Raw genomic sequence first — 26,419 nt, 5'->3', positions numbered from 1 at the left:
CATACCCGTCACGCTGCTCGACGAAGGGGGTCCCTTTTGCACGCCGATAGGGGGTCCTTTTTGGACGCCGATTGACAGTTCATATTGGAGGCTGGCCTCGGATAAGCGCCTACGCCGTATGTTAGTGATCGCACCGGAGGGCAAATGTCACTGTCGAACGAAATCGCATCGCTCGCGCGCAGGCTCACGGCCATCGGACCACTTGGCTGGAAGGAGGGTACAGACCCGCGAGTCGAGATCAAGTGGCTGGTCGACGAACTTTCCGCGAGGCGCGTCCTCTATCATCCGCATTCTTGGGAGGTACCAGAGGAGACGGTTGTTTCTGTGCTTGAGATCCGGCGCGAGATCGTCTCGACAATGAAGAAAGTTCGACAGCGATCGCGCGATCATCGTCTGCTTAAGATCATGGCCGACGCGTGTCTCGCATATTTGGATAATCGCGAAATACCGCATAATAGAAACGTTATGGAGGAGGCACTCGAACGTCTTAGGCTGATATTCGGCTGCTGCTTTCTCATCCTGTCCGAACATTACGACCTTGCTCTCGGCCGCCAACTCAGGACGATCGTGCCGCAAGGTGTCGACTGGGCCGAGCTGCGCGTCGCCATGATCGGAAAATAATGCCCCGAGATTACGAATTATGCGGCCGGCCGCGTAAGCCTAGGGGCTAAAATTTGCGGCAGCGTAACCACGACGGTAGCAGAACCTGCCTTACAACTGGGACGAGCGACCGTCCGATACTTAGTAAGCGGCCAGCGAGAGCCGAAACGTCATAACTGGGGCTTCCGACCTAGGGCGCCGCCTGACGAGATGTCCGATTTGGCTGGACGGTAAGCCAACGGCCGCCTGTCGGCTTACGGCCCACGAGCGGACGTAGGTTAGCCCAAGTAAGAGCGGCAGTTAGTACTGACTGAAAGCCGACGTTCGACAAAGCAATGGCATGCTCGAACTCGCCCTCTATGTGCTAGGTCTCCCACGGAAGGGCGTATGCGCAGGCCACCGCCGCGCGTCTCGACAGAAGACCCGAGCCGGGCCTCGCCGCGGAACACAGTTAGCGTCGGGCTGCGGTCGAGGACGTGGTTGATCGTGATTAGGGCCGCAACCGGGTCTGGTCACCGATCGCGCTGTTGTTTCGGCGGGGCACGGTCAGGATCTTCCTCGTTCGATCTGGCCGCGCGCCGGGATCGGCTTCTCAAGCTGCTCGGGCGTGATACCGAGCTGCTGAGCGTTGTAGCGGTAGGTGACGAAGAGCTGGTTGAAAGCGCCGATCTGCTTGCCGCGGTCTGCGACCTGCGCCTTCAGGTCCTCGACTTGCCTTTCCAGCACGACCACCAGCGGCTCCGCCTCGGCACGAGGCAGCTTATCCCTCTCGCCCTGTCCGGCAGAGATGGTACTAAAGTAGAACAAATCAAAGAACTTTTTGGACAAACGAAGAAGGGCCGCCCCAAGCTGGAACGCCCCTTCTAGCGACGCCCTTACGAAAGTTACCGATTTTTGCCGGGAGTCTCACGCTGTTTATTCATTCAACAATTACACCAAGCCTGTCGTGTTGGCACCCTTAAGCTATTAAGGTTGTTCTCAATTCCTGATGCGGCAAACGTTAGTCTTTTGCCGGCTGTTAGAAGGGAACGTCGTCGTCCAGGTCGTCGGCGAAGCCGCCGCGCGACTGGCCGAAGCCGCCGCCGCTGCTGGCGCCGCCGCGACCGCCGCCGCCCCCACGACCGCCGCCGAAGCCGCCGCCATCACCGAAATCATCGCCGCCACCGAAGTCGTCACGCGGGCCACCGCCGCCGCCGCCGGCATTGCCGCCGGGGCCGTCGAGCATGGTCAGGACGCTGTTGAAGCCCTGCAGCACGATTTCGGTCGAGTAGCGGTCCTGGCCCTGCTGGTCCTGCCACTTGCGGGTCTGCAACTGGCCCTCGATGTACACCTTCGACCCCTTGCGCAGGAAGCGTTCGGCGACGTTGGCGAGACCTTCGTTGAAGATCGCCACCGAATGCCACTCGGTCTTTTCCTTGCGCTCACCGGTGTTGCGATCCTTCCAGCTTTCGCTGGTCGCGATGCGCAGGTTCACCACCTTGCCGCCGTTCTGGAACGAGCGCGATTCGGGATCGCGACCGAGGTTGCCGACGAGAATGACCTTGTTGACGCTGCCTGCCATGAAGTTCCTCAGAGACCCGCGGCAACCGCGAGCCAGTATGTGATTCCGGCCATGATGTAAGCGGCGGCGAACAGATAGCCAACCATGAACAGCGGCCACTTCCACCCATTTGTCTCGCGTCGGGTGATCGCGATGGTGGACACGCATTGCGGCGCGAAGACGAACCACATCAGGAAGGCGAGCGCGGTCGGCAGCGACCAGCGGCGCTGGAGATTTTCGACGATCGTCCGCGCCCCTTCCGCATCCTCCGGATCATCGACGGCATAGACGGTGCCGATCGCGGCCACCGCCACTTCGCGCGCGGCCATCGCGGGGATGAGCGCCAGCGCGATTTCGTGGTTGAAGCCGATCGGCTTGACCACGACCTCGATCCCCGAGGCGATGCGGCCGGCGATCGAATAATCGACCTGGCTCTGCCCGTCGGGCGCCTTGGGGAAGCTGAGCAGCAGCCACAGGATAACGGTGGTGGCGGCGATGATCGTGCCGGCGCGCTTCAGGAAGAGCATCGCGCGGCTCCACAGGCCGATCGCGATGTCGCTGAGGCGCGGCACCTGATATTTCGGCATCTCCATCATGAAGCCGGAGGACTCGCCGCTCGTCACCGTGCGGCGAAGCACCAGCGCGGCGACGAACGCGAAGAGGATGCCCGCGATATAGAGGCCGAGCAGCACCAGCCCCTGCAGGCCGACGCCAGGCAGCACCTGAGAGTTGGGGATGAAGGCGCCGATGATGATCGTGTAGACGGGGAGGCGCGCCGAACAGGTCATCAAGGGCGCGATGAGGATGGTGGTCAGCCGGTCCTTTTCATCGCTGATCGTTCGGGTCGCCATGATGCCGGGGACGGCGCAGGCGAAGCTGGAGAGCAGGGGGATGAACGCGCGTCCCGACAGGCCGACGCCGGCCATCAGCCGATCCATCAGGAAGGCCGCGCGGACCATGTAGCCCGATGCCTCCAGTACGAGGATGAAGGCGAACAGGATCAGGATCTGCGGCAGGAAGACGACCACGGCGCCCACGCCGGCGATGAGGCCGTCGGTGAGCAGCGACTGGAACAACCCTTCCGGCACGCCGGCGCGGACCACGCCGTCGAGCCAGGCCATGCCATCCTCGATCCAGCCGATCGGCGCTTCCGACCAGCTGAATACCGCTTGGAACATGACGAACATGAGCGCGAGCAGCAGGATCGGGCCGAACACCGGGTGGAGCGCGATCGAATCGAGCGCATGGTTCCAGCGGCGGGTGGGCGTCTCGCTGACCGTCGCAAGGCGGGAGAGTTCGCGTGCGCGGCGCTGGAAGGTGGCGATCGGTTGATCGGCGGTGAGATCGCGCGGCGCGGCGGGGCGGTCGGCGGAAGCGCCGCCGTCCACCATCTGGGTGAGCGCGGCGCGCAGCGTGTCGAGGCCGCGCTTGCGCACCGCCACAGTCGGGATGACGGGTACGCCCAGCTCCGTCGCCAGCGCCTCTGCGGAAAGGGTGAGGCCATCACGCTCGGCCAGGTCGACCATGTTGAGCGCGATCACCACCGGCAGGCCGAGCGCGATCAGCTGCAACGCAAAGCGCAGGTGAAGATCGAGATTGGCGGCATCGACCACGACGATCAACGCGTCGGGGCGACGCTCCCCCGCCTGCTTGCCGAACAATACGTCGCGGGTGACCTGTTCGTCGGGTGACGAGGGATCGAGGCTGTAGGTGCCGGGGAGGTCGACGAGCTCGATCGGGCGGCCGTCGTCTAGTGCCAAGCGGCCGGAGTGCCGCTCCACCGTGACGCCGGGATAGTTGCCGACTTTCTGCCGGGCGCCGGTGAGCGCGTTGAACAGGGCGGATTTGCCGGCATTGGGATTGCCGACGAGTGCGATCAGCGGAAGATTGCTCATGTCAGTCGGCCGTCACCGTGATGGCGGCGGCGACGTTGCGCCTAAAGGCCACGGTCATGCGGCCGATGCGGCAGGCGACGGGGCCGCGGAACAATGTCGCGCGGTGCATCACCTCGACATGGACGCCCTCCTCAAAGCCAAACTCGCGCAGGCGGCGCGCCTCGGGCGTGGCGAGCCGGTCCCAGGCAATGGCGGTTACCGTTGCCGGACGGCGAACAGGGAGCGATTCGAGCGGGAGGGGAGAGGAAGCAAGCACGGCGCCGCTGTATCGGAGATGCGAACGATTATCAATTCCGATAGCGGCTGCGGTCGAACCCGGATGCGCCCGCGAACGGGCGCATGGCCGGGCTGGCGAGTCAGACCACCGGGTAGCGCAGGCGGCCGACGAAGCGGCTGAGGCTGGGCCGGTGGCGGGCGCGGCGTACGATGCCGGCCTTCGCCTTTTCGAAGCGCATGATGCCGTCGATCCGGCGGCCAAGGAAGGCGCGTGTCTCGGCATAATCCTCGCTGTCGTCATCGAGGAAGACGGTGATGGTGGCGCCATAGACCGCCAGCAGCATGCCGCGCTTGGTATAATGATTATAGTCGGTCGCCTTGTCGCCGGCGGCGCGCCACATGACGTCGACGCTGCGCCAGCCGAGGCGGGTGGCGGTGGCGAGGTTCTGCGGCATGGCGAGGATCGCGAGCGCGCGGCGCAGCGCCTCCCGATGGGGAGCGGTGGCGGCAAGGCGCGCCTCGACCAGCGCGGTGATGCGCTGGCGGATCTTCATCGCGGCGAGCGTTTCCGGCGGCAAAGCGGCGAGCATGTCCAGATCGATCGTTTCGAACCACGCGTCGATCATCGCCACCGGGCCGCCCTCAAAGGCGAGCGCGGCGACATCGCGATCGATGTTCTCGCCATCCGCAGCATAATCGCGCGCAGTGTCCGACCAGCCGTCAAAGGCCGCATTTTCCGCGATGGCAGGCGCGAGACGCAGGCGGATCTCGTCGAGGGTGAGGTCTGCGGGATCAGTCATGCAATGCTTATACGCTGCAATCGGCCGCGGGGTACCATTCTCTTGTGCGACGCATGCGCTCACGCGCCGGACACCGGAGGGAGGGGAAGGGGGCGGGACGGCGCGATGCGCACCAGCACCAGCGCGATCGCCACGAGCGCGGCACCGACGAAGTCAGCGACGCCCAGCGTCTCGCCGTAGTAAAGCCAGCCGACCAGGGCCGCGACGATCGGCTGGGTGAGCAGTGCGAGGCCGATGACCAGCGGGCTGAGCCGGCCGAGCGCATAGATCATCAAGCCCTGACCAAGCACCTGGCTGAGCAACGCGAGCGAGATCAGCGGGGTCCAGTTCGCCGGCATGATCTTTTCGCCCAGCACCAACGCCGACACGAGCAGCGGCAGGATCGCTGCCGCCGAGGAGAAGCCCAGCGCGGGGAGGGGAGCCATGGTCTGCCGCGCGCGCGACATGAGGATGAAATAGCCGGCGTAGAGGAGGCCGGCGAGCAGGCAGAGGAGGTCACCGATAAAGTTCTGCGGCGCAAGCTGATAGGAGCGGCCCATCAGCAAGGCGGCGCCGATCGCGGCAAGGGCCAGCGCCAGCCCTTGTGTCCGCGTGGGCCAGGCACGTGCGACGAGGAAGCCGTAGAGCGGAAACACAAAGGTCGCCGCGTTGCCGAACAGGGTCGCGTTCGCGAGCTTCGTATGATGGATCCCGACATGCCAGGCCGCGAGATCGCCGGCGAACAACACGCCCGAGCCGATCAATATCCAGCCGAGCCCACGAACGCTGGAGAGCAGCCGGCCGCCGGTGGCCGCCGCCAGCACGAGGAGCACCGGAGTCGCGAGGCTGATTCGCCAGAAGGCTGCGGCGACCGGACCGACATCAGTCAGCCGGACGAACCACGGGCCGAAGGCGAGCGCCACGTTGCCCACCATCAGCGCGGCAAATGCGATCGCGTTGCCGCTTTCGCGCGATACAGCTTTTCTTGTGGTCGGACCCTCGTGCATGCTGCCCCCTAACCGCCTAGATCGGGGGAGTCCCGTGGCAAAATGAAACGTAGGGGAGATTGAATGCCGAGCCTGTTTGACCCAATCGAACTGGGCGCGATCCGCGCCGCCAATCGCGTGCTGATGGCGCCGCTGACGCGCACCCGCGCCGACGCCAACCACGTGCCGACCGAGATGATGATCGAATATTATCGCCAGCGCGCCGGCGCCGGGGTGATCATCTCCGAAGCGACCGGAATCAGCCCGCAGGGCCTGGGCTGGCCCAATGCGCCGGGCATCTGGAACGACGCGCAGGTCGAGGCGTGGAAGCCGATCACCGAGGCGGTGCACAAGGAGGGCGGCAAGATCGTCGCGCAATTGTGGCACCAAGGCCGGCTGGCGCGTCCCGACGTGAACAAGCTGCAGCCGCTGTCGGCATCCGCCACCCGTGCGCCCTATCCGATCCCGGAAAAGAACCCGTATGGCGAAGCGCGCGCCGCGACGCTGGACGAGATCAAGGAAGCGATCGAGCAATATGCGCAGGCCGCGCGCAACGCGCTGAAGGCTGGGTTCGACGGCGTGCAGCTGCACGGCGCCAATGGCTATCTGATCGACCAGTTCCTGCGCGACAACACCAACCTTCGCGATGATGATTACGGCGGCTCGCCGGAAAACCGCATCCGGTTCATGAAGGAAGCGGTGCAGGCGGTGATCGCGGCCGCGGGCGCGGAGCGGACGTCGATCCGGCTGTCACCCAATGGCGAGACGCAGGGCGCCGACGACAGCAACCCCGAGGCGGTCTTCATCCCGGCGGCCAAGGTGCTCGACGAGCTGGGCATCGCGTTCCTTGAGCTGCGCGAGCAATCGCCCGACGGCACCTTTGGCGCGTCGAGCGTCCCCAAGCTGAGCCCGCAGATCCGCAAGGTGTTCACCCGCCCGCTGGTGCTGAACCAGGATTACACGCTGGAGAAGGCGCAGGCCGATCTGGATTCCGGGCTGGCCGATGCGATCGCCTTCGGCCGCGCGTTCATCGGCAACCCCGATCTGGTTGACCGGCTGCGCGAGGGCCTGCCGCTGGCGCAGGACAACCCCAAGACGTGGTATTCGAAGGGCCCCGAGGGCTATATCGATTATCCGGCGTACAAGGCCGAAGCGGCCTGAACCGGCGCGCCGCCCTTCGCGACGCGCGGAGGGCGGCGAACCGTCGATGATCCTAGAGGTAGCGCGCGGCGGTTTCGCGGATCAGCGCGATCATGTTGGGAATACCCTGCGTCCGGTTGGAGCTGAGCTGGTTACGCAGATCGAACGGGGCCAGCGCGCCCTCGATATCGGTGGCGGCGATCGCCTGCGGTGTCGCGTCCTGCACCGTCTTCAGCACCAGCGCGATGATCCCCTTGGTGATCGCGGCATTGCTGTCGGCGAGGAAGTGCAGCGTGCCGTCGTCGTTGCGGGTGGGATAGACCCACACCGCGGCGGAGCAGCCGCGCACCAGCGTCGCATCGGTCTTCAGCGCATCGGGCATCGGCTCCAGCGCGCGGCCGAGATCGATCAGCAGGCGATAGCGATCGTCGGCATCGAGGAATTCATATTCATCGCGAAGATCGGCAAGTTCGGGCGCGGCGTCTGACATCGCGCGGGGACTAGCGGCTTGCCGGAACAGCGGCAACCGGGCGGGTCACGCCCGCGCCGGGCAGAGGGGGTGGATCAAAGGTCCACCCCGGCGGCGATCGCCTCCAGCTTGCGGATGCGTTCGCGCAGGTCGGCGATCTCGATGCGTGCGCTGGTCGCCGCATGGGGCGCGCGGGCATCGGCCTCCTGGCGCAATTGCTGCTCCTTCAGCCGCAGCCACCCGCGCCAGCCGGCGAGGCCGGCCGAAACCAGCATGGCGAGGCCGGCGAGCGCAGCGGTTGCCATGATCATATAGAAGCCGGGGTCAGGCATGACGTTGCTCCTCCTCGCACTCAGCGGTCGCGCAGCTCTTCGATCTGACGGCTCAGATCGGCGCTGCCGTGATTGTCGGTGATGACGCGTTCCAGGACCGCGATCCGCTCCTTGAGCTGGCGGATTTCCTCGCGGCTGGCGATCGCGTCGGCGGGTAACGCATGATCATCGGCGTCTCGCAGCCCGCGGTACTTCTCGCGCTGCATCCGGGTAACGGCCGTGATCAACACGATCGCGATGACCATGAAGGCGACAGACCATGGCATCGATCAACTCCTTGAAGAGGGGATATGTTCTTGTTCAGTTGGGCCGTTCGATGCGCGGCGGCGTCTCGCGCAGCTGTTCGATCTCGTCGGCCAGGACCACGCCGCGGTCGGTGACGATCCGTTCCAGCACGCGCACCCGCTGTTCCAGCCGTTCGGTATGGGCGGCATATTGCGCCGCCTTCTCCGCGGTCTGGGCATTCAGCGCCTCGGCCATTTTCTCCTTGTGCCGAAGCCAGCGGCGGAAGGAGTCCCCGCCCACGCCGAGGATCACCGGCAGCCCAACCACGATCATGAAGAACAGTAGAACAAAGCTGTACTTTTCCATGGTCCCGATCCTCAGTTGGCGCGGTCGCGCAGCTGCTCGATCTCCTGGCTGAGCAGGTGGCCGCTGTCGGTGACGATCCGTTCGACGTTCTGCAGGCGATCCTTCATCGAGCCGAGTTCGGCGCGAAGCTGGCCGTTCTCCTGCGTCAGCAGCTTCACCCGCTCGATCGTTTCATCGTCGCGCTTGGGATAGAGCGCCTGACCCCATTGGCCGTCGAGCGGATAGCCGTTGCGGATGCGCATCCAGGTCGTCGCGACCCAGCCGAGCATGGCGGCGACACCGACCGTGGCAATCACGGGGGCAAGGGCGGAGAAGAGCTGGATCTTTTCGGCGGCGGTCATGGCCTCTCCCTTTCATATTGGCGCGGCAATCAGCGCAGGCGCTCGATCTCTTCGGCGAGCTGGGTGTTGCGGCTGGTGTAGTGCGTCTCGATGTCGGCGAGGCGACGGTCCAGCTCGCGGAACTTGGAGCGGACCTCCGCCGTGGTGCGCTTCGGGTTCGAGCGCACGCCCTGCCAGAACTTCGCATCCTCCGGCGATCCGTAGAGGTTCGCAGGCCGGTCGCTCGCCATCCAGCCGATCAGCAGATAGGCGATCAGCGTCCAGGGGAAGCCCCCGGCGAGGGTGAGCAGGATCAGCCCGATGCGGACCCACAGAACCTCGATCCCGGTGTAGTCCGCGATTCCGGCGCACACGCCCTTCCACTTGCGTTCCTGCCGGTTGAGGTAGAATTTGGTGCGGCTGTTGTCGGCCATCAGTTCCTCCGCAGGTTCCGGTCTTCGAGCCGGTAGTCGGGTTCAGAGCGGTAGTCGGCGATGCCGGGGCGGAAATCGGGATTGTCGGCAGCGACGATGCGCTCCACCGTATTCACCCGATCCTCAAGCCGCTTCGCCAGCGAGTGGAGTTCGTCGAGCAGCGCCTCATCCTCGGTGGTCATGCCGCCGGGCGACTGCTTCCACTTGGTGACATAGTGCATGATCAGCCAGGGCAGCCCGATGAAGAGCATGCCCACGACGAAAACCGGTACGAGCACCTCTTCCATCATCAATTGTCCTTCTTCAGGCGCGCCTTGAGCGCGGCGAGTTCGGCGTCGATCTTGTCCGAGGCCTTGAGCTCGGCGATTTCCTCGTCGAGGCTCTTGGGCAGCGCGCCCAGGCCCATCGCGTCGGCGCGGCCCTCCGCCTCATCGACCTTGCGTTCGAGCATCTCGAACCGGCTGAAGGCATCGTGCGTGCGCGGGCCGTTCCACATTTCGCGCAGGCGGGAGCGGTTGTTGGCGCTTTCCAGCCGGGTGGCGATGTTGTTCTGCCGGGTCCGCGCCTCGCGCAGCTTGTTCTGCAGCTTGGCGATGTCTTCCTCGGAGGAGCGGAGCGTGTCGTCGAGGACGGCAACCTCGGCGCGAAGCTGCTCGATCATGTCGGACGCCTTCTGGCGCTCCATCAGCGCCGCCTTGGCAAGGTCCTCGCGATCCTTCGACAGCGCAAGCTCCGCCTTTTCGGTCCAGTTCGACTCGATATCGGAAAGCTTGGCCATGTGGCGGCGCATCTCCTTGATATCGGCGATCGTCCGTGCCGCCGACGCACGCACCTCGACCAGCGTCTCCTCCATCTCCAGGATGATCATGCGGATCATCTTGGCCGGGTCTTCTGCCTTCTCGAGCAGTTCCGCCATATTGGCGGCGACGATGTCGCGGGTACGGGAAAAGATGCCCATCAACGAAACTCCTGGTGATGCCCTTTTATAGGCTTGCCGCCGGGGCGAAGCGAGGGAAAGACCCGCCCCGGCGGCGCCGTTCACGCGATCACGCGAACGAGGGGGGTAGCGGCCGACCCCGCCTGTGCCGGCCCGACCGCGCCGACCACCATGGTGGTGCTGAAGACGATGGTGCAGGCGATGGCGGCGAGGGTGCGGCCCAGCGAAGCGAAGTTGGTCATGGTGTATCTCCCTACCTGATCTGTCAGACCCGACGTTGCGGGTATGCCGAGTGCTTTGCAGGGGGCGTGCCAATTTCACTTGGGCCAGTTTCGCCGAGCTTCAACTTTTTTCCGCAACCACCAAAATACGCGCAAAAACAGCGATATAGATCTGGTGGGCACCAGCCGGATGCCGCCGCCCGCGTGATTTGCTGCGCTCAAACACATATTGCCAAGCATTGGGAAAATGCGCCAAGGCTTGGGCGGGGCAGGGTGGAGCGACATGGTCGAACGGGCGACTCAAGTGATCGGTCAGTCGGGCGCGTTCCTCGACGCGCTGGAGCGCGCCAGCCGTGCGGCGGCGCTTGACCGTCCGGTTCTGGTCATCGGCGAGCGCGGTACCGGCAAGGAGCTGGTCGCCGAGCGGCTCCATCGCCTGAGCGGGCGGTGGGACCAGCCGCTGGTCATCATGAACTGCGCCGCGCTGCCCGAAACGCTGATCGAGGCGGAATTGTTCGGCCATGAGGCGGGCGCGTTCACCGGCGCGACCAAGGCGCGAGTCGGGCGGTTCGAGGAGGCCGATGGCGGGACCCTGTTTCTCGACGAACTCGGCACCTTGTCGATGGGGGCACAGGAGCGGCTGCTGCGCGCGGTGGAATATGGCGAAGTGACGCGCATCGGCGCGTCGCGCCCGATCCGCGTCGACGTGCGCATCGTCGCGGCGACCAACGAACATCTGCCCGACAAGGTGGAGCGCAACGAGTTTCGCGCCGACCTGCTCGACCGTCTGTCCTTCGAGGTGGTGACGTTGCCGCCGCTGCGCGCGCGCAAGAGCGACATCATCGTGCTGGCGGACCATTTCGGACGGCGCATGGCGGCGGAAATGGGATGGGAGCGCTGGCCCGGCTTCGCCCCGGCGGCGCAGGAGGCGCTGCGCGAGTATCGCTGGCCCGGCAATGTGCGCGAATTGCGCAACGTGGTGGAGCGCGCCGTCTATCGCTGGATGCATGAGGGGCCGATCGAGACGATCGAGTTCGATCCATTCCAGTCGCCGTATCGCCCGGGGGCCGGCAGCGGCGATGGCGGCGCCCGGCCGGCACCGTCGATGCCCGCCATGCCGACACCGCCCATGGCGTCGCAGCCGCCGCAGCAGCCCGGCGCGATGACCGAGGGGGACGAGGTGGCGGCGTGCGACGTCGGTCCATCGGACTTCAAGAGCCGCGTCGCCTTGTTCGAGCGCGAATTGCTGTCGCGCGCGCTGGCCGAGAACCGGTTCAACCAGCGCGCGACGGCGGATTCGCTGGGGCTGACCTATGACCAGCTACGCCATGCGTTGCGCCGCCACGACCTGATCGGGGCGGGCGGCTGAGGCCGACTGCAAGCGGCGATGCGCGATCGTTGAATCGGAGCGGTTGCGTAACGAGCATGCGGGAGCCATTTGGGTGGCGTCGCGTTCGATAACGCGAACCCCAGAAGGAGGAATTTCATGGCATTCGAACTGCCGCCGCTGCCGTACGACTATGACGCGCTGGAGCCGGTCATCTCCAAGGAGACGATGACCTACCACCACGACAAGCATCACGCAGCCTATACCGCCAAGCTGAACGAGGGCGTCGCCGCTGATCCGAAGCTGGAAGGCAAGTCGATCGAGGAAATCCTCGGCATGATCTCGTCGTTGCCGCCGCTCGTGCGCAACAATGGCGGTGGCTATTGGAACCACGACTTCTTCTGGAAGATCATGACCAGCCCGTCCAAGAGCGGCCAGCCGACCGGGGCGCTGAAGGATGCGATCGATGCCTATGGCGGCCTCGACAAGCTGAAGGAAGACTTCAACGGCAAAGGCGCGGCGCAGTTCGGCTCGGGCTGGGCGTGGGTCATCAAGGACTCGTCGGGCGCGCTGAAGGTCGTGTCGACGCCGAACCAGGACAATCCGCTGATGGACGATGCCAAGGACAAGGGCACGCCGATCCTGGGCAATGACGTGTGGGAACACGCTTATTACCTCACCTACAAGAACGACCGCCCCGGCTATCTGAAGGCGTGGTGGGACGTGGTGAACTGGGAAGAAGTCGGCCGTCGTTTCGACGCCGCCTGACCAGCAGCTATCCGATCATTGATCGGGCAGGGAAGCGGGTGGACCTGACCGGGTCCGCCCGCTTTTCTTGTTTGTCGGGACGCCGGCGAGCACGCCGATTTACGTAGAACATCCAATGTCCGGCATCGGGCATAGGCATATCCTTTTCCGTCATGTGGGCCGGGCATTCACCGTATCGGATCAGTTCATCGAATCCGGCGCCGGCTGCTCTCGATCATACTTCCGCGTCGCTGCCGACGGGCCGCCCGCGGGCGGAGAGGACGGGCGCGCGATGATCGCCGACATGGGCGCGCCGCAGATCGTCATCGTCGAGCTGGTGGAAGATTGCCGCGGTCGTCCCGATTGCGCTGTCCGCGCCGAGCGCCCCGCCGACGCGCAGGCCGAAGATGAAATCCGGCGCGCGGGGCAATCAAGCCTTCCGGAAGGCGGCCCCTCGGCGCTGCAATCCGACCAGCTGCCCAGCAGGTACGCGCCCGCGCATGATGTCACGTCGCTTTACGACAAGGACGGGTGGAAGCTGCGCTGGTACTTCCAAGGCGGGCTGAACCTGGTCAGCGAGACGAACCTGTTCTGGGACTTTGCGTCGGTCTACGCGCCGGACGCGAAGTTCAATTCCGACCAGACGTGGCTGGAGGGATACGTCAAACCGGGCATCGGGTTCGACAAGACCTTCGCCGACGGCAACGTCTTTTACGGCAAGCTGTCCGGCGTCGCATCGCGCACTTGGGGCACGGACGCGTTCGATGCGCGCAACAAGGGCGCGGTGACGCTGGAAGAGGCATATCTCGGCTTTCGCACGACGAACCAGCCGACCACCTTTGACGTGTCGCTGGGGCCGCGCGAGTTGCAGCTGGGCAGCGGCATGCTGATCGCCAATGGCGGCACCAGCGGGTTTGATCGTGGCGCGCTGAAATTCGGGCCGCGCAAGGCGTGGAAGCAGGCGGCGATCGCGCGGGTCAAGAACGGCCGGCAGACGATCACCGGCTATTTCATCGAACCCAATGAGCTTCCCTCCAACGATGGCAACAACCAGCTGGCGGGCAGTGACGTGCGCTATGATACGCCTGAGGGCGACTTCATCGGCTTCACCTACGTCAACGTCCTGCGATCCAACTCCGCCTACATCCGCGCTGCCGCGGGCGGGCTGGGGGAGCCGACGATCATCCCCGACGGGCGCGACCAGCTGAATGCGATCAACCTGTATTTCAACGCCACCGGGCACAGCGGGGCGGTGCGCAACTGGTTCGTCACTGGCGACCTGGCCTATGAGTGGAACAACCGGATCAACATGTCCGCCTGGGCCGCGCGGGCGCAGATCGGCCATAATTTCGCCGACCTGCCTTGGACGCCGACGCTCAGCTATACGTTCAAGATATTCTCCGGCGACGATCCCACCACGCCCAAGCTGGAGCGGTTCGACCCGCTATATTACGAGGGGTCGCCGGGTGCTTGGGCCACTGGCTCCAAATCGTCGATGGTGTTCATCAATTCCAACCTGAGGGCGCTGGAAGTGGCGCTGGCGGTGCAGCCGTCCAAGAAGGACGCGCTGACGCTGCGCTATGCCTATATCAACGTGGACAAGCTCGCGAGCCCGATCCAGTTCGGCCAGGCAACCCGGCTGGTGTCGACACCCAGCGGGTTCAACCTGATCGCCGGGGTGACCAGGCCGCACCTCTCGGACGATATCTTCCTCGAATATAACCACGTCTTTTCGCAGAACGTGTTCCTCACCGCGGGTGTGAGCGCGTCCTTCCCCGGCGCCGGGATCAAGGCGGCCTTTCCCGACAAAAGCCCCCCCATCTGGTCAGGAGCGTTCGTCAATGTCGTGGTCAATTACTAAGGCCGCCGCGCTTGCGGCGGTATGCTCGGCGTCGCTCGCCGCGGTGGCGATCTCCAGCGCGGGCGCGCAGGAGGGAACCAAGGCCGGCAGCAGCAGCACGCAGCCGCCGCCCCTGTCGGCGCAGGCCTCCGACCCGCGAGTGTTGGGATGGATGCAGGGATTCCCGCCGCCGCCGGACAAGATCATCCGGCAGCCGCAGTCCGACTATTTCAGCTTCCCGAAGCTGCGCTGGTCAGTGTGCCACCTGCGCCAGTTCCTGCCGACGGTGCGCATCAGTCGCGGAATCGGCGACCCGGTGCCGCTGGCCTATGCCGAAGCGCCGATGGTGCGGCGGCGCACCAGCGAGATCAATGCGCTGACCTTCACCCCGCTCAATTCGAACACGCCGATGACGTGGGAGCAATCGCTGGCGGCCAATTACACCGATGGCATGCTGATCATGCACCGCGGGCAAGTGATTTACGAGCAATATAACGGGTGCCTGACCGCCGATGGCGTCCATGCGGCGATGTCGATGACGAAGTCGCTCACCGGGCTGCTCGCCGAGATCCTGGTAGCGGAGCGCAAGATCGATCCCAATGCACCGGTGACCAAATATGTGCCGGAAGTGAAGAACAGCGCCTTCGGTACCGCGACGGTGCGCGACGTCATGAACATGACCACCGGCCTCGATTATTCGGAGGATTACACCGATCCGAACGCGGGCGTGTGGAAATATGCCGAGGCGGCCAGCCCGTTGCCCAAACCGGCGGATTACAAGGGCCCCAACGGCTATTGGGAATATCTGGCGCAGATCAAGCCGGAGGGGCGCAACGGCGAGGCGTTCCACTACAAGACGCCCAATGCGGACATGGTGGGCTGGATCGTCACGCGGGCGAGCAACCGCTCGGTCGCCGACCTGGCGTCCGAGCGGCTGTGGCGGCCCATGGGGGCAGAGCAGAGCGCCTACATGACGGTGGACGGCAATGGCGTGCCCTTTGCCGGCGGCGGCCTCAGCGCAGGGCTGCGCGATATCGCGCGGCTGGGGCTGCTGGTCATGAACGAGGGGGTGATCAACGGCAATCGCCTGTTCCCGGCCGCTGCGGTGCAGGCGCTGCGCCGGGGCGGAGACCCGAGGAAGTTCGGCGATGCCTATCCGGCGCTGAAAGGCGGCAGCTACACCGGGTTGTGGTGGATCTATCCCTGGGACGGCAAGGTCGTAGCCGCGCGCGGCGTGCATGGGCAGGCGATCTACGTCGACTTCGAAGCGCAAATGGTGATCGCGCGCTTCGCCTCGATGCCGTGGGCAAGCAACGCCTATAATGATCCGGTGTCGATGCCGGCGTTCCGGGCGGTGGCCAATTATCTGAAGACCAAGTGAGCGAAGCTTCACGGCAGGGTGAGCAAGCTCGCGGCGGGTGCCGGGGTGCATGATCGCACGTACGACGCTCGTGGCCAGGCAATTGCGACGTTCGTGCCCGGACAAGGCGGCGACCGGCTGCAGCGACATGATGGTGGGAAGGATCGCTGGCGCGTGTCGCGGCGGGCGATCGGGTCCCGCTGGCTCCCTGAGTAGGATTCGAACCTACGGCCGCTCGATTAACAGTCGAGAGCTCTACCGCTGAGCTATCAGGGAACGCTGCGGGAGGCGCGTCTTTAGCCGGATTCTGGCGGCTTGCAACCCCCCGATCGCCGGATTTTTCTCAGACGATGAACTGTTCCATCGTAATCCGGTCATCCAGTGCGTGGCCGGGGTCGAACAACAGCGTCAATTCGCGTGCGCGATCGATCGCAATGTCGACCTCGCTGACCTCGCGGATCTCGCGCTGGTCGGCCACGGCGGACACGGGGCGCTTGTTCTGGTCGAGCACGCGCAACTTGATTCGGGTCTTGTCAGGCAGGATCGCGCCGCGCCAGCGCCGCGGGCGAAAGGCGCTGATCGGGGTGAGCGCGATCAGCGCGGAGCCGAGCGGCAGGATCGGACCGTGCGCGGAGAGGTTGTAGGCGGTCGAGCCGGCCGGCGTCGCGACGAGGATACCGTCGCAGGCCAGTTCCTCCAGCACGACGCGGTCGTTGACCGACACCTCAAGCTTCGCCGTCTGGCGGGTTTCGCGCAGCAGCGACACTTCGTTGATCGCGGGAACGGTGTGGATGCGGCCGTCCGCCCCGGTCGCGGTCATCAAGAGCGGCGTCACCTTCACCGCGCGGGCGCTTGCGAGGCGTTCTTCCAGATCGTGCTGGCGCCATTCGTTCATCAGGAAGCCGACGGTGCCGAGGTTCATCCCGAACACCGGCACGCTGGAGCGGCGCGCGTCGAGCAGCGAGTGGAGTACCTGCAGCATGAAGCCGTCGCCGCCGAGCGCGATCACCAGATCGGCTTCGTCGATGTGGCACCAGTCCCACGCGTCGGCGAGCGCGGCCCGCGCCGCCTGCGCTGACGCGGTAGGCGAGGCGAGCAAAGCCCGCCGGGGGTAAAGCGTCATCCGCCGGTCACGCTCATATGCCGCGCCACCGCGGGCGCTGCCCCGCGTTCGATGCGGAAATCGTGCCGCGCGGGCTTGCCTGCGATCCCGAGCCGGATGGCATCGTCAAGCGCGGCGACGCCCCCGGTGCGCAAGGCATGTTTGAGATCCACCTGATCCTCATGCCCCAGGCATGAATAGAGCCGGCCCTCCGTCGTCAACCGCACACGGTTGCACCCGTCACAGAAATTGGCGGTGAGCGGGGAGATCAGCCCCAGCCGGGTCGCCGTGCCGTTGACACGCCAGTAGCGGGCGGGCCCGCCGGTGCCGTTGGTGTCACGGGTCAGCGCGAAGCGGCTAGACAAGCGATCGAACACGGCCGTCAGCGGCAGGAACCGGTCGGTGCGGTCCTCATCAATCGCGCCGAGCGGCATGGTTTCGATGAGCGTCAGATCATGGCCCTGCGCCATGCACCATTCGAGCATGGGGGCGATTTCATCCTCGTTCAGCCCCTTCAGCGCGACCATGTTGATCTTGATCGCGAGCCCGGCGCGGTGACCGGCGGCAATCCCGTCGAGCACCTGCGCGACGTCTCCGTGGCGCGTGATATGCCGGAACAGCGCCGGATCGCGGCTGTCGAGGCTGACATTCACGCGGCGCATGCCGGCGGCGACCAGTGCCTCGGCATGTTCGGCCAGCCGTGTCGCATTCGTCGTCATGGTGAGTTCGTCGAGGCCGCGGCCGACATGGCCGCCGAGCCGATGCGCCAGTTCCACCACGTCGCGGCGCACCAGCGGCTCCCCGCCGGAGAGGCGGATCTTGCGCACGCCAAAGGCAATGAAGCGTTCGGCGATGACGGCGATTTCCTGTAGCGCCAGCAGCCGGTTGCGCGGCAGGAAGGTCATCTTCTCCGCCATGCAATAGCGGCAGCGGAGATCGCAGCGATCCGTCACCGAAATGCGCAGGTAGCGGATCGATCGGCCGAAGCCGTCGATCAATGCGGAGTCGGCCGGCGTTTCTCCCATATCGGAACAGCTAAGGCGTGCAGGGCGGGGGAACAAGGCTTTGTCCATGGTTGCTGCAACGCGCGGCGACCCATACGGCCGCAAGGGTGGGCACAAAAGCGGGCGATATGGCCGAAGTGGCGCTGGGCAGCGGTTGCGAGCCGCTGACCGATCTTGTTCGATCGCTGGGATGGCAGGCCGGCGGCGATACCGCCGATGTGCGCGTGATCTGTGCGGCAGCCGGGCCTGATGCAGTGGCGGCAGAAGGGGTGGCCGCAGCCCGCGCACGGGCCGCGCTGGTCGTGTTGCTGGCGCGTGAAGAGGATGCGGCGGCGGCGTATGAGGCGGGCGCGACGCATGTCTGCCTGACGGGTGCGGCCCTCGACGTGCTGTGCGTTACCTTGCGGCTGGCGGCGCGGCATGCCCGCCGGTTGCGGGGTGCCGGGCAGTTCCGCCGCGCGGGCGAGCCGGGCGAGGGCGGCGTCGAGCGGTTCGTCGAGACGCTGCCGGCGGACGAGCCGGTCGCCGTCGCAGTCATCTCCATCACCCGGTTCGACACGGTCAACGTCGCTTATGGCCGCGCGGCCGGTGACAGCCTGCTCCGCCAGGCGGGCGCCCGCATCGCCCTGACGCTGCCAGCGGCGGCGGTGATCGAGCGCGACAATGGCGCAGGGTTCATCATCGCGCTGCGTGAGGATGCCGCGGGGACGTCAGCGCGTATCGCGGCGATGGAGATTGCGCTGGGCCGGCGGTTTTCGCTGGGCGAGGAGGAAGCAAGCGTCGGCGTGCGGATCGGGCTGGCGCATCGCTGGCCGGGGGAATCGGTGGCATCGCTCGTCCGTCGTGCCCGCGACGCGCTGGCGCTGGCGTCGACGGGCGAAGGCGCGGCCGTGCGGATCGCCGGGCAGCCGCTGGCGGGCAACGGGATCGACCTCGCGGCCGACCTGCATCGTGCGATGGACCGCGGCGAGATCGACATCCTGTTCCAGCCGCAGGTGGAGATTGCCAGTGACCGGATCGTCGGGGTGGAGGCGCTGGCACGCTGGGAGCATCCGCGGCACGGCGTATTGGGCGCGAGCACGCTGTTTGCCGCCGCGGCGCGTGCCGGGCTGGGCCTGCCGCTGTCCGAGCATATCCAGTCGCTGGCGCTGCGCCGCGCGGGGGCGTGGGGCGGGGCGCTGGCCGAACTGCGCGTGGCGGTCAACGTCACGGCAACCGATCTCGCGCGTGCCGATTTCGCCGCGCATTTCATGGCGATGGTCGATCAGGCCGGGATTGCGCCGCAGCGCGTGACGGTGGAGGTGACCGAAAGCGGCATGGTGACCGACCTGCCGCTCGCGGCGGAGCGGTTGCAGCAGCTTCGCGATGCGGGGCTGAAGGTGGCGATCGACGATTTCGGTACCGGCTATTCGAGCCTTGCGTACCTCAAGGCGCTGCCGCTCGATTACCTGAAGATCGATCGCAGCATCACGCAGGACATCATGGGCGGGCCGCGCGCGCGGGTGGTGGTCAGCGGGGTGATCGCAATCGCCGCCGGGCTGGGGCTGCGCACGATTGCCGAGGGGGTGGAGAGCGTCGCCGAACGCGACCTGCTCGCCTCCGAAGGCTGCGACCTCTATCAGGGGTTTCTGCGGGCGGGGCCGGTCGACGAAATGACGCTTGCGCGGCTGATCGAAGGGGAGAGCATATGACCATCGTCGCATTCGCCATCGCGCAGGCTGTTGCCGCCGCCGCGGCAACCGCCAGTCCGCAGGCAGCGATCGAGACGGAGCTGGCCGCCAGCGCGGCTGGGTGGAACAGCGGCTCGCTCGATCGGTTCATGTCGGTCTATGCCGATGATGCCGTCTATTCCTCCGGCAAGGACATGGTGCGGGGCAAGGCCGCAATCGCCAAGCGCTACGCGGGCGGTTTTGCCGAGGGCGGCAATGCGCGTGGGCGGCTGTCGTTTCAGCCCGCCGCGTGGCGGACGATCAGTAACGTCCACATGCTGCTGGTGGCGCGATGGACGCTGACCCCGGCGAGCGGCACGGCGCAGACCGGCCTCACCACCTTGTTGTTCGAACGGCGCAAGGACGGTTGGCGGATCATCGCCGACCACAGTTCCTGAACGGCGCCGTTCGCGCATCAGAGGAGCGCGCATGACCATCTTCACCATCGGCTATGAAGGGGTGACGATGGATGAGTTCATCGCCGCCCTGCATAGGGCAGGGGTGGAGCGGGTGATCGACGTGCGTGCCCTGCCGCTGTCGCGCCGGCCCGGTTTTTCCAAGTCGACGCTGGCGGCATCGCTGCAGGCTGCCGGGATCGACTATGTCCATCTGAAGGCGCTGGGAACGCCCAAGCGCGGGCGCGACGCGGCCAAGAAGGGCGATGTGGCGACGCTGCGCGAGGTCTATGACGATCAGCTGGCGCTGCCCGAGGCGCAGGCGGCGGCAGCGCAGATGCGGGCGCTGGCGGCGGAAAAACCGAGCGCGCTGCTATGTTACGAGCGTGATCCCTGCCACTGCCACCGCACCCTCCTGTTGCAGGAAGAGGGTGGGGGCGAGAAGGTGGTCGACCTGTACGCCTGAACCGGCGCGAGCGCAGGGTGACTGGTGCGGCGCTCAGCCGGTGACAGGCAGGCGCACCGTGCCGTCGTGATCGCGCTCCATCGGGCTGTAGGCGACGACCGTGTCGAGCGTCATCGGGCCGTAGAGGTGGGGGAAGAGCTGCCCGCCGCGGCTCTCCTCCCAGCGGATCTTGTCGCCAAGGGCCTCGAGATCGACCGCGGCGATGTGCAGATCGTGCTGGCCGGCGAAGTGCTTGTCCACCGTCTCGGTCAGCTGCGCGGCGGTGGAGAGGTGGATGTAGCCATCCGCCAGGTCCACCGGCGCGCCGGCGAAGGAGCCCTCATGCTCCAGCGCCGCCATCTGCTCGGCAGTCAGCACCTTGTACGCGGTCGTGATCTGAGCTGCCGCCGGGTCTGTCACTGGCCATCCTCCGGGCCGGCGGCGGCATCATCGCCGACCGTCGCGCCGGTATCGGGAGCGATTTCAGGCGGCGAGAGTTCCGCGGCGACCGCTTCCTCGGCGGCGTTTTCGGGCTCCGGCTCCTCATCGATCCGCGCGCAGCCGACGACATGTTCGTTGTCGCTGACGTTGAACAGGCGCACGCCGGCCGAGTTGCGGCCGATGACGCGCAGGCTGGCGAGTGGCATGCGGATCAGCTTGGCCTGATCGGTGACGAGCATCAGCTGGTCGTTCTTGCTCGCCGGGAAGCTGGCGACGACCGGGCCGTTGCGACCGATATTGTCGATGTTGGTGATGCCCTGACCACCGCGACCGGTGCGGCGATATTCGAACGCCGAGGACAGCTTGCCATAGCCATTCGCGCAGACGGTCAGGATGAACTGTTCGTGTGCGCGCAGGAATTCGAACCGGTCCATCGGGATCTGCGGCTCGCCCTCACGCTCCGTCGCCTTCCACGGAGCGAAGCGCAGATATTCCTCGCGCTCCTCCTGCGTGGCGCCGGTGCGGTGCAGGATGGAGAGCGAGATCACCTCGTCGCCAGGCGCGAGGCGCATGCCACGCACGCCGGTGGAGTTGCGGCTCTGGAATTCGCGCACGTCGCTGCCCGGGAAGCGGATCGCCTTGCCCTGACGGGTGGCGAGGAGGACGTCGTCATTCTCCTCCAGCAGCGCGACGCCGATCAGGCGATCGTCGATGTCGTCGCCTTCGAACTTCATCGCGATCTTGCCGTTGGAGGGCACGTTGGTGAAGGCGTCCATCGCATTGCGGCGGACGCTGCCGCGCGCGGTCGCGAACATGACGTGGAGCTTGCCCCATTCCGCCTCGTCCTCCGGCAGCGGCAGGACGGTCGAGATCGTCTCGCCGGGCTGGAGCGGCAGGAGGTTGATCATCGGGCGACCGCGGGTGTTGGCGCTGCCCTCGGGCAGGCGCCACACCTTCATGCGATAGACGCGGCCGAGCGTGGAGAAGAACAAGACCGGCGTGTGCGTCGAGGTGACGAACAGGCTGGTGACGGCATCCTCGTCCTTTGTCGCCATGCCGCTGCGGCCCTTGCCGCCGCGCGCCTGGGCGCGGAACGCCTCGAGCGGGGTGCGCTTGATATAGCCCTGCATGGTCACGGTGACGACCATGTCCTCGCGCTCGATCAGATCCTCGTCATCGATGCCGTCGGCGGCAGCGGCGATCTCGGTGCGGCGCGGGGTCGCGAAGAGCGCGCGAACCTCCGTCAGCTCCTCGCGCATCACCGCGTAGAGCTTCACGCGGTCGGCGAGGATCGCGAGCAGCTCGGCGATCGATTCGGCGAGCGTCTTGAGCTCGTCGCCGATCTCGTCACGGCCCAGCGCGGTCAGACGGTGGAGGCGCAGGTCGAGGATCGCGCGGACCTGGATTTCCGACAGGCGATAGGTGTCGCCGGTGATCTCGGTCTCGACCGCCTCGACCAGCTTGATGTAGCCGGCGATCTCCGCGATCGGCCAGTCACGAGCCATCAGGGCAGCGCGCGCCTCGGCCGGCGAAGACGAGCCGCGGATCATCCGGACGACCTCGTCGAGGTTCGTCACGGCAATGACGAGGCCGAGCAAGATGTGCGCGCGATCGCGCGCCTTCGCCAGTTCGAACTTCGAGCGGCGGGTGATGACCTGCTCGCGGAACTGGATGAAGGCAGCGATGATCTCGCGCAGCGGCAGCATTTCCGGCCGGCCGCCGCGGATCGCGAGCATATTGGCGGGGAAGCTGCCCTGCGCCGGCGTGTGGCGCCACAGCTGGTTCAGCACCACTTCCGGCGTCGCATCGCGCTTCAGCTCGATGACGACGCGAACGCCGTCGCGGTTCGATTCGTCGCGAACGTCGCCAATCCCCTCGATCCGCTTGTCCTTCGCGGCCTCGGCGATCTTTTCGACCAGCGCGTTCTTGCCCTGCTGGTAGGGAATCTCGGTGAGGACGATCGAGCGACGCTCGCCGCGCCCTTCCTCAATGACGTAGCGCGAGCGGACGATGATCGAGCCACGGCCCGTCTCATAGGCGCTGCGCGCGCCGGCGCGGCCGAGGATGACAGCGCCGGTCGGGAAGTCCGGCCCGGGCACGATCTCCATCAGCTCCTCGGTCGTGAGCGGCTCTCCGCCGCTGATCGCGCGATCGAGATAGGCAAGGCAGGCGTCGACGACTTCGCCCAGATTGTGCGGCGGGATGTTGGTCGCCATGCCGACCGCGATGCCGCCAGCGCCGTTGACGAGCAGGTTGGGGAAGCGCGCCGGGAGGACCGAGGGTTCGCTTTCCGAGCCGTCATAGTTCGGCTGGAAATCGACCGTGTCCTTGTCGAGATCGTCGAGCAGGTAATCCGCGACACGCGACAGGCGCGCCTCGGTGTAACGCATTGCGGCGGGCGGATCGGGATCCATCGAGCCGAAGTTGCCCTGGCCGTCGATCAGCGGCGCGCGCATCGACCAGTCCTGCGTCATGCGCGCCAAGGCGTCATAGATCGCGGTATCGCCGTGCGGGTGGTATTTACCGATCACGTCACCGACGATGCGGGCCGATTTGCGGTAGGGCCGGTTGTAGGTGAAGCCGCTTTCGTTCGCCGAATAGAGGATGCGCCGGTGCACCGGCTTCAACCCGTCGCGAACGTCGGGGAGCGCGCGTGCCACGATCACGCTCATCGCGTAATCGAGATAGCTGGTCTTCATTTCCTCGACGATGGAGATCGGCGCGATATCCGAAGGGTCGGCGAGGACGGTCTCGTCGGTCAAAACGCTACTTTCGGGTTAGGAATTCTGGTGCCCCCGCTCTAGGCCGGCGCAACAGAAATGTCACGCGCGCGTACGGGCGCGCAGGGGTGGTGCAAAGGCCGCGTCGTGATGCGGTCAGGGCGCGATCTCCGCGCCGTCCCAGGCGAACAGCCGGCCGCTGTCCTGCGGCTTCAGCCCGTCGATCACGTCGAGCAACTGCACCGCCGCGCGATCCGGCTTGAACAGGTCGCGTCCGGCCTGCTGGAACGGTTTGGACAGCCGCGTGTCGACGGTACCGGGGTGGAGGCCAACGACGATTCCGCGCTCGTTCCGGCGCTTGTCCTCGATCGACAGCGTGCGGATGAGCTGGTTCAGTGCGGCCTTGCTGGCGCGATAGCCGTACCAGCCGCCGAGCCGATTGTCCGAGATGCTGCCGACCCGCGCCGAGAGGAAGGCGAGCACCGAACGGCCCTGTTTTGGCATGACCGGCAGGAAGTGCTTGGCGACCAGCGCGGGGCCAATGGTGTTGATCGCATATTGGCGCGCAAGCCACGCGGGATCGAGTGCGGCGATGGACTTCTCGGGGCCGTCATCGCCATCGTGCAGGATGCCGGTGGCGACGATCACCAGTTCTGGCGCGCCGGCCGCGGCGGCGGCAGCGGCGACCGTCGCCTCGTCGAGCAGGTCCAGCTCGGGCCGGGCAAAGCGGCGGACGACCGCGCCTTCTTCTTCCAGCGCGTCTGCGAGCGCCCGTCCGATGCCGCCGCTTGCGCCAATGATTGCCGTTTTCATGAAGAAACGGCTAGGCGTGCAAATCATTACGTTCAATGTCCGTTCAGCGCGCTTTCTTGATGGAGCGACGAGAGGGCACTAAGCGTCTATTCAAGTGTTCACGCCTCAAAGGAGAGCAGTTTTCATGAAGAGCATTTCCCGCGTCGCCTTTGCGGCGGCGCTTATGGCCGGTGTAGCGGGCGTTGCCGTGTCGACCCCGGCCGTCGCTCAGAAGAAGAATGAGCAGAAGGGTGGCGGCCCGGCGCTGAAGCTCAGCAAGGACGTGCAGAATGCCGCCGCCGCCGCGCAGACCGCGATCGGCGCAAAGGACTTCGCCGCCGCTGCGACTGCGCTGAGCACCGCGCAGGCCGCCGCGAAGAGCGACGACGATCGCTATATCGTCGCCGCGCTGCAGCTGCAGAGCGAGGCCGTGAAGATCCAGGACGCGCGCGCCGCCAACCAGCAGGTCAACGAAGCCGGCCTGAAGGCGCCGCTCGAAGCGCTGATCGCCAACCCGAAGACCCCGGCGGTCGACGTGGCGAAGTACAATTACCAGCTCGGCATCATGGCGGCGAACGCCAAGGACAATGCCGGCGCGATCAACTATTTCCAGCGCGCGCAGCAGCTTGGCTACAATGACCCCAACCTGCCGCTGCAGATGGTCAAGCTGAAGATGGATTCGGGCGACGTGGCCGGCGGCGCCGCGGAGCTGGAGAAGGCAATCGACGCGCAGGTCGCGGCCGGCCAGAAGCCGAGCGAGGACCTGTACAAATATGCCATCGCGCAGACCAACAAGAAGCGCATGGGCCCGCAGACGGCAAACTGGATCAAGAAGTGGGTCGTCGCTTACCCGAGCGCCAAGAACTGGCGTGACGGCATCGTCACCTATGGCATGACGCAGCAGAGCGCGGTCACGCTGGACAAGGGGCAGAAGGTCGACCTGTATCGCCTGATGCGTTCGGCCAAGGCGCTGGCCGACCAGTATGACTATGAGACCTATGCGCAGTGGACCTATGACCTGGGCCTGCCGCACGAGACCAAGGCAGTGCTCGACGAAGGCAAGGCATCGGGCAAGATCCCGGCGAACAGCCAGTCGGCCAACGACCTGATGCGAGTCGCCAACCAGGCGATCGCCAGCGAAGGGTCGCTCGCGCCGGTCGAAGCAAAGGCCAAGGCGGGCGCCAACGGCCGCATCGCGCTGAACACCGGTGACGCGTACCTGGGCATGGGCAACTATGCCAAGGCGATCGAACTGTATCGCGTCGCCCTGCAGAAGGGTGGCGTCGACGCGGACGTGGTGAACACCCACATCGGCATCGCGCTCGCCAACTCGGGCGACAAGGCGGGCGCCAAGGCCGCCTTCGCCGAGGTGAAGACCGCGCCGCGCACCGACATTGCGTCGCTGTGGTCGGTGTACCTGGACAACCCGCCGACGGCCTGATCCGCGCGGATTGACCATATGGAAAGGGGCGGCCGAGGCCGCCCCTTTTTTGTTGCGTATGTGGTCCGGTGAAAGCGTGGGGCCGCCGGGGTCGGGCGCTACTCCACCTCATCCTCGATCACGATCGGTACGCCCGGCTGCGCCTTTGCCGTGCGGATCGTGAGCGAGGATTTCACGCTGGCGACGTTGGGGGCCGCGGTGAGATGCGTCGTCAGGATGCGTTGGAAGGATTCCAGGTCCGAGGCGACGATCTTCAGGATGAAGTCGATCTCCCCGTTCAGCATGTGGCATTCGCGCACCTCGGGAATGCCGGCGACATGCCGTTCGAAGGCTGCCAGGTCGTGTTCGGCCTGGCTGCGCAAACTGACCATCGCGAAGACGGTGATCGGGAAACCGAGCATCGCGGGTTCGCAATTGGCGTGATAGCCGCGGATCACCCCCGCCTGTTCCAGCGATCGCACCCGGCGCAGACATGGCGGGGCGGTCAGCCCGACCTTCTCCGCCAGGTCAACGTTGGTCATCCGGCCATCTTCCTGGAGCAGTGCGAGGATCCGCCGATCGATCCGGTCAAGCACCATGCGCGCTTTCCGCACGCAGCTTTTCTATCAAGAACATGCCCGGTCCTATAGTTTAGTT

31 protein-coding genes and 1 tRNA gene are annotated in these 26,419 nt (G+C 65.9%); 10 read left to right on the top strand and 22 right to left on the bottom strand.

Annotation, left to right across the window (positions count from 1 at the left end; all coding sequences use genetic code 11):
• The first annotated feature begins 144 nt into the window (after positions 1-144).
• Complete coding sequence (locus ACH0BU_RS14345; protein WP_500264223.1) at positions 145-621, top strand: DUF6650 family protein; 477 nt, start codon at positions 145-147, stop codon at positions 619-621.
• 525 nt (positions 622-1,146) lie between these two features.
• Here the strand turns inward: ACH0BU_RS14345 and ACH0BU_RS14340 are convergent.
• The 6 genes from ACH0BU_RS14340 to ACH0BU_RS14315 all read right to left on the bottom strand — a co-directional run bounded on the left by ACH0BU_RS14340 (position 1,147) and on the right by ACH0BU_RS14315 (position 6,037).
• The gene (locus ACH0BU_RS14340; RefSeq protein WP_500264222.1) at positions 1,147-1,428 is read right to left on the bottom strand and encodes a hypothetical protein; all 282 of its coding nucleotides are present in this window, start codon (positions 1,426-1,428) and stop codon (positions 1,147-1,149) included.
• A 190-nt stretch (positions 1,429-1,618) separates the two neighbouring features.
• Complete coding sequence (gene ssb, locus ACH0BU_RS14335) at positions 1,619-2,161, bottom strand: single-stranded DNA-binding protein (protein WP_500264221.1); 543 nt, start codon at positions 2,159-2,161, stop codon at positions 1,619-1,621.
• An 8-nt stretch (positions 2,162-2,169) separates the two neighbouring features.
• Positions 2,170-4,035: a ferrous iron transporter B gene (gene feoB / locus ACH0BU_RS14330; RefSeq protein WP_500264220.1), complete on the bottom strand. Its 1,866-nt coding sequence runs from the start codon at positions 4,033-4,035 to the stop codon at positions 2,170-2,172.
• Between the two features lies 1 nt (position 4,036).
• Positions 4,037-4,291 (bottom strand): FeoA family protein, encoded by a 255-nt coding sequence (locus ACH0BU_RS14325; protein ID WP_500264219.1) that lies wholly within the window; start codon positions 4,289-4,291, stop codon positions 4,037-4,039.
• A gap of 100 nt (positions 4,292-4,391) precedes the next feature.
• Positions 4,392-5,051 (bottom strand): COQ9 family protein, encoded by a 660-nt coding sequence (locus tag ACH0BU_RS14320; RefSeq protein WP_500264218.1) that lies wholly within the window; start codon positions 5,049-5,051, stop codon positions 4,392-4,394.
• A gap of 59 nt (positions 5,052-5,110) precedes the next feature.
• Entirely contained in the window at positions 5,111-6,037 is a 927-nt protein-coding gene (locus ACH0BU_RS14315) for a DMT family transporter (protein ID WP_500264217.1), read from the bottom strand.
• Positions 6,038-6,100: 63 nt separating this feature from the next.
• Between ACH0BU_RS14315 and ACH0BU_RS14310 the strand changes: the two genes are divergently transcribed.
• Positions 6,101-7,177 carry an alkene reductase gene (locus ACH0BU_RS14310; RefSeq protein WP_046408821.1) on the top strand — a complete coding sequence of 359 codons (1,077 nt, stop codon included), beginning with the start codon at positions 6,101-6,103 and terminating at the stop codon, positions 7,175-7,177.
• A gap of 52 nt (positions 7,178-7,229) precedes the next feature.
• Here the strand turns inward: ACH0BU_RS14310 and ACH0BU_RS14305 are convergent, their stop codons facing one another.
• The 9 genes from ACH0BU_RS14305 to ACH0BU_RS14265 all read right to left on the bottom strand — a co-directional run bounded on the left by ACH0BU_RS14305 (position 7,230) and on the right by ACH0BU_RS14265 (position 10,481).
• Entirely contained in the window at positions 7,230-7,646 is a 417-nt protein-coding gene (locus tag ACH0BU_RS14305; RefSeq protein WP_046408822.1) for a SufE family protein, read from the bottom strand.
• A gap of 74 nt (positions 7,647-7,720) precedes the next feature.
• Positions 7,721-7,957, bottom strand: a complete 237-nt coding sequence (locus tag ACH0BU_RS14300) for a hypothetical protein (RefSeq protein ID WP_046408823.1) — start codon at positions 7,955-7,957, stop codon at positions 7,721-7,723.
• Between the two features lie 20 nt (positions 7,958-7,977).
• Positions 7,978-8,202: a hypothetical protein gene (locus ACH0BU_RS14295; RefSeq protein WP_046408824.1), complete on the bottom strand. Its 225-nt coding sequence runs from the start codon at positions 8,200-8,202 to the stop codon at positions 7,978-7,980.
• 55 nt (positions 8,203-8,257) lie between these two features.
• Complete coding sequence (locus ACH0BU_RS14290) at positions 8,258-8,548, bottom strand: hypothetical protein (RefSeq protein WP_046408825.1); 291 nt, start codon at positions 8,546-8,548, stop codon at positions 8,258-8,260.
• Positions 8,549-8,559: 11 nt separating this feature from the next.
• Entirely contained in the window at positions 8,560-8,889 is a 330-nt protein-coding gene (locus ACH0BU_RS14285) for a hypothetical protein (RefSeq protein WP_046408827.1), read from the bottom strand.
• A gap of 29 nt (positions 8,890-8,918) precedes the next feature.
• On the bottom strand, positions 8,919-9,302 hold the full coding sequence (gene pspC / locus ACH0BU_RS14280; protein WP_046408828.1) for an envelope stress response membrane protein PspC: 384 nt from the start codon (positions 9,300-9,302) through the stop codon (positions 8,919-8,921).
• Positions 9,302-9,589, bottom strand: coding sequence for an envelope stress response membrane protein PspB (pspB, locus tag ACH0BU_RS14275; protein ID WP_046408829.1), 288 nt, complete (start codon positions 9,587-9,589; stop codon positions 9,302-9,304). Before pspB ends, pspC begins: the two co-directional genes overlap by 1 nt.
• Before the next feature lie 2 nt (positions 9,590-9,591).
• Complete coding sequence (gene pspA, locus ACH0BU_RS14270; protein WP_296220873.1) at positions 9,592-10,260, bottom strand: phage shock protein PspA; 669 nt, start codon at positions 10,258-10,260, stop codon at positions 9,592-9,594.
• 80 nt (positions 10,261-10,340) lie between these two features.
• Positions 10,341-10,481 (bottom strand): hypothetical protein, encoded by a 141-nt coding sequence (locus ACH0BU_RS14265; protein ID WP_164518968.1) that lies wholly within the window; start codon positions 10,479-10,481, stop codon positions 10,341-10,343.
• Positions 10,482-10,707: 226 nt separating this feature from the next.
• Here ACH0BU_RS14265 and pspF point away from each other — a divergent pair, with 226 nt between their 5' ends.
• The 4 genes from pspF to ACH0BU_RS14245 all read left to right on the top strand — a co-directional run bounded on the left by pspF (position 10,708) and on the right by ACH0BU_RS14245 (position 15,755).
• The gene (pspF, locus tag ACH0BU_RS14260) at positions 10,708-11,829 is read left to right on the top strand and encodes a phage shock protein operon transcriptional activator (RefSeq protein WP_500264216.1); all 1,122 of its coding nucleotides are present in this window, start codon (positions 10,708-10,710) and stop codon (positions 11,827-11,829) included.
• A gap of 117 nt (positions 11,830-11,946) precedes the next feature.
• Positions 11,947-12,555, top strand: coding sequence for a superoxide dismutase (locus tag ACH0BU_RS14255; RefSeq protein WP_046408833.1), 609 nt, complete (start codon positions 11,947-11,949; stop codon positions 12,553-12,555).
• A gap of 271 nt (positions 12,556-12,826) precedes the next feature.
• Positions 12,827-14,395, top strand: coding sequence for an alginate export family protein (locus ACH0BU_RS14250; protein ID WP_500264215.1), 1,569 nt, complete (start codon positions 12,827-12,829; stop codon positions 14,393-14,395).
• Entirely contained in the window at positions 14,376-15,755 is a 1,380-nt protein-coding gene (locus ACH0BU_RS14245) for a serine hydrolase domain-containing protein (protein ID WP_500264214.1), read from the top strand. Before ACH0BU_RS14250 ends, ACH0BU_RS14245 begins: the two co-directional genes overlap by 20 nt.
• A gap of 180 nt (positions 15,756-15,935) precedes the next feature.
• Here the strand turns inward: ACH0BU_RS14245 and ACH0BU_RS14240 are convergent.
• From ACH0BU_RS14240 to moaA, 3 genes are all read right to left on the bottom strand, one after another.
• A tRNA-Asn gene (locus ACH0BU_RS14240) sits at positions 15,936-16,010 on the bottom strand.
• Between the two features lie 67 nt (positions 16,011-16,077).
• Positions 16,078-16,857 carry an NAD kinase gene (locus tag ACH0BU_RS14235; protein ID WP_046408834.1) on the bottom strand — a complete coding sequence of 260 codons (780 nt, stop codon included), beginning with the start codon at positions 16,855-16,857 and terminating at the stop codon, positions 16,078-16,080.
• Positions 16,854-17,861 carry a GTP 3',8-cyclase MoaA gene (gene moaA / locus ACH0BU_RS14230; RefSeq protein WP_500264213.1) on the bottom strand — a complete coding sequence of 336 codons (1,008 nt, stop codon included), beginning with the start codon at positions 17,859-17,861 and terminating at the stop codon, positions 16,854-16,856. The genes ACH0BU_RS14235 and moaA overlap by 4 nt, the downstream gene beginning before the upstream one ends.
• Positions 17,862-17,968: 107 nt before the next feature.
• On the opposite strand from moaA, the gene ACH0BU_RS14225 reads away from it, so the two are divergent.
• From ACH0BU_RS14225 to ACH0BU_RS14215, 3 genes are read left to right on the top strand one after another with little or no spacing between them, the layout of a single operon-like run.
• Positions 17,969-19,531, top strand: a complete 1,563-nt coding sequence (locus tag ACH0BU_RS14225; RefSeq protein WP_500264212.1) for an EAL domain-containing protein — start codon at positions 17,969-17,971, stop codon at positions 19,529-19,531.
• Positions 19,528-19,947, top strand: a complete 420-nt coding sequence (locus ACH0BU_RS14220) for a YybH family protein (protein ID WP_500264211.1) — start codon at positions 19,528-19,530, stop codon at positions 19,945-19,947. The genes ACH0BU_RS14225 and ACH0BU_RS14220 overlap by 4 nt, the downstream gene beginning before the upstream one ends.
• Before the next feature lie 31 nt (positions 19,948-19,978).
• The gene (locus tag ACH0BU_RS14215; protein WP_500264210.1) at positions 19,979-20,410 is read left to right on the top strand and encodes a DUF488 domain-containing protein; all 432 of its coding nucleotides are present in this window, start codon (positions 19,979-19,981) and stop codon (positions 20,408-20,410) included.
• A gap of 33 nt (positions 20,411-20,443) precedes the next feature.
• Here the strand turns inward: ACH0BU_RS14215 and ACH0BU_RS14210 are convergent, their stop codons facing one another.
• From ACH0BU_RS14210 to ACH0BU_RS14200, 3 genes are all read right to left on the bottom strand, one after another.
• A complete protein-coding gene (locus ACH0BU_RS14210) occupies positions 20,444-20,809 on the bottom strand; it encodes a DUF952 domain-containing protein (protein ID WP_500264209.1) in 366 nt (121 codons plus the stop codon).
• Positions 20,806-23,592: a DNA gyrase subunit A gene (gyrA, locus tag ACH0BU_RS14205; RefSeq protein WP_046408841.1), complete on the bottom strand. Its 2,787-nt coding sequence runs from the start codon at positions 23,590-23,592 to the stop codon at positions 20,806-20,808. Before gyrA ends, ACH0BU_RS14210 begins: the two co-directional genes overlap by 4 nt.
• A 114-nt stretch (positions 23,593-23,706) precedes the next feature.
• The gene (locus ACH0BU_RS14200) at positions 23,707-24,363 is read right to left on the bottom strand and encodes an SDR family NAD(P)-dependent oxidoreductase (RefSeq protein ID WP_500264208.1); all 657 of its coding nucleotides are present in this window, start codon (positions 24,361-24,363) and stop codon (positions 23,707-23,709) included.
• Between the two features lie 124 nt (positions 24,364-24,487).
• On the opposite strand from ACH0BU_RS14200, the gene ACH0BU_RS14195 reads away from it, so the two are divergent.
• Entirely contained in the window at positions 24,488-25,783 is a 1,296-nt protein-coding gene (locus ACH0BU_RS14195) for a tetratricopeptide repeat protein (RefSeq protein WP_500264207.1), read from the top strand.
• 98 nt (positions 25,784-25,881) lie between these two features.
• On the opposite strand, the gene ACH0BU_RS14190 is transcribed toward ACH0BU_RS14195, so the two are convergent.
• The gene (locus ACH0BU_RS14190) at positions 25,882-26,361 is read right to left on the bottom strand and encodes an Lrp/AsnC family transcriptional regulator (RefSeq protein ID WP_136451866.1); all 480 of its coding nucleotides are present in this window, start codon (positions 26,359-26,361) and stop codon (positions 25,882-25,884) included.
• Positions 26,362-26,419 lie beyond the last annotated feature (58 nt).

This window comes from Sphingomonas olei, from assembly GCF_045369765.1.
GTDB lineage: Bacteria > Pseudomonadota > Alphaproteobacteria > Sphingomonadales > Sphingomonadaceae > Sphingomonas > Sphingomonas panaciterrae.
Note: the sequence above shows the minus strand (reverse complement) of the source record. Positions and strands in the feature narration are given on the sequence as shown.

Bases quoted from the DNA above. Each gene is read 5' to 3' on its own strand.
- ACH0BU_RS14345 (WP_500264223.1), top strand. From the start codon at position 145: ATGTCACTGTCGAACGAAATCGCATCGCTCGCGCGCAGGCTCACGGCC.
- ssb (WP_500264221.1), bottom strand. From the start codon at position 2,161: ATGGCAGGCAGCGTCAACAAGGTCATTCTCGTCGGCAACCTCGGTCGC.
- feoB (WP_500264220.1), bottom strand. From the start codon at position 4,035: ATGAGCAATCTTCCGCTGATCGCACTCGTCGGCAATCCCAATGCCGGC.
- ACH0BU_RS14320 (WP_500264218.1), bottom strand. From the start codon at position 5,051: ATGACTGATCCCGCAGACCTCACCCTCGACGAGATCCGCCTGCGTCTC.
- ACH0BU_RS14315 (WP_500264217.1), bottom strand. From the start codon at position 6,037: ATGCACGAGGGTCCGACCACAAGAAAAGCTGTATCGCGCGAAAGCGGC.
- ACH0BU_RS14310 (WP_046408821.1), top strand. From the start codon at position 6,101: ATGCCGAGCCTGTTTGACCCAATCGAACTGGGCGCGATCCGCGCCGCC.
- ACH0BU_RS14305 (WP_046408822.1), bottom strand. From the start codon at position 7,646: ATGTCAGACGCCGCGCCCGAACTTGCCGATCTTCGCGATGAATATGAA.
- ACH0BU_RS14300 (WP_046408823.1), bottom strand. From the start codon at position 7,957: ATGCCTGACCCCGGCTTCTATATGATCATGGCAACCGCTGCGCTCGCC.
- ACH0BU_RS14295 (WP_046408824.1), bottom strand. From the start codon at position 8,202: ATGGTCATCGCGATCGTGTTGATCACGGCCGTTACCCGGATGCAGCGC.
- ACH0BU_RS14290 (WP_046408825.1), bottom strand. From the start codon at position 8,548: ATGGAAAAGTACAGCTTTGTTCTACTGTTCTTCATGATCGTGGTTGGG.
- ACH0BU_RS14285 (WP_046408827.1), bottom strand. From the start codon at position 8,889: ATGACCGCCGCCGAAAAGATCCAGCTCTTCTCCGCCCTTGCCCCCGTG.
- pspC (WP_046408828.1), bottom strand. From the start codon at position 9,302: ATGGCCGACAACAGCCGCACCAAATTCTACCTCAACCGGCAGGAACGC.
- pspB (WP_046408829.1), bottom strand. From the start codon at position 9,589: ATGGAAGAGGTGCTCGTACCGGTTTTCGTCGTGGGCATGCTCTTCATC.
- pspA (WP_296220873.1), bottom strand. From the start codon at position 10,260: ATGGGCATCTTTTCCCGTACCCGCGACATCGTCGCCGCCAATATGGCG.
- ACH0BU_RS14265 (WP_164518968.1), bottom strand. From the start codon at position 10,481: ATGACCAACTTCGCTTCGCTGGGCCGCACCCTCGCCGCCATCGCCTGC.
- pspF (WP_500264216.1), top strand. From the start codon at position 10,708: ATGCGCCAAGGCTTGGGCGGGGCAGGGTGGAGCGACATGGTCGAACGG.
- ACH0BU_RS14255 (WP_046408833.1), top strand. From the start codon at position 11,947: ATGGCATTCGAACTGCCGCCGCTGCCGTACGACTATGACGCGCTGGAG.
- ACH0BU_RS14250 (WP_500264215.1), top strand. From the start codon at position 12,827: ATGATCGCCGACATGGGCGCGCCGCAGATCGTCATCGTCGAGCTGGTG.
- ACH0BU_RS14245 (WP_500264214.1), top strand. From the start codon at position 14,376: ATGTCGTGGTCAATTACTAAGGCCGCCGCGCTTGCGGCGGTATGCTCG.
- ACH0BU_RS14235 (WP_046408834.1), bottom strand. From the start codon at position 16,857: ATGACGCTTTACCCCCGGCGGGCTTTGCTCGCCTCGCCTACCGCGTCA.
- moaA (WP_500264213.1), bottom strand. From the start codon at position 17,861: ATGGGAGAAACGCCGGCCGACTCCGCATTGATCGACGGCTTCGGCCGA.
- ACH0BU_RS14225 (WP_500264212.1), top strand. From the start codon at position 17,969: ATGGCCGAAGTGGCGCTGGGCAGCGGTTGCGAGCCGCTGACCGATCTT.
- ACH0BU_RS14220 (WP_500264211.1), top strand. From the start codon at position 19,528: ATGACCATCGTCGCATTCGCCATCGCGCAGGCTGTTGCCGCCGCCGCG.
- ACH0BU_RS14215 (WP_500264210.1), top strand. From the start codon at position 19,979: ATGACCATCTTCACCATCGGCTATGAAGGGGTGACGATGGATGAGTTC.
- ACH0BU_RS14200 (WP_500264208.1), bottom strand. From the start codon at position 24,363: ATGAAAACGGCAATCATTGGCGCAAGCGGCGGCATCGGACGGGCGCTC.
- ACH0BU_RS14195 (WP_500264207.1), top strand. From the start codon at position 24,488: ATGAAGAGCATTTCCCGCGTCGCCTTTGCGGCGGCGCTTATGGCCGGT.
- ACH0BU_RS14190 (WP_136451866.1), bottom strand. From the start codon at position 26,361: ATGGTGCTTGACCGGATCGATCGGCGGATCCTCGCACTGCTCCAGGAA.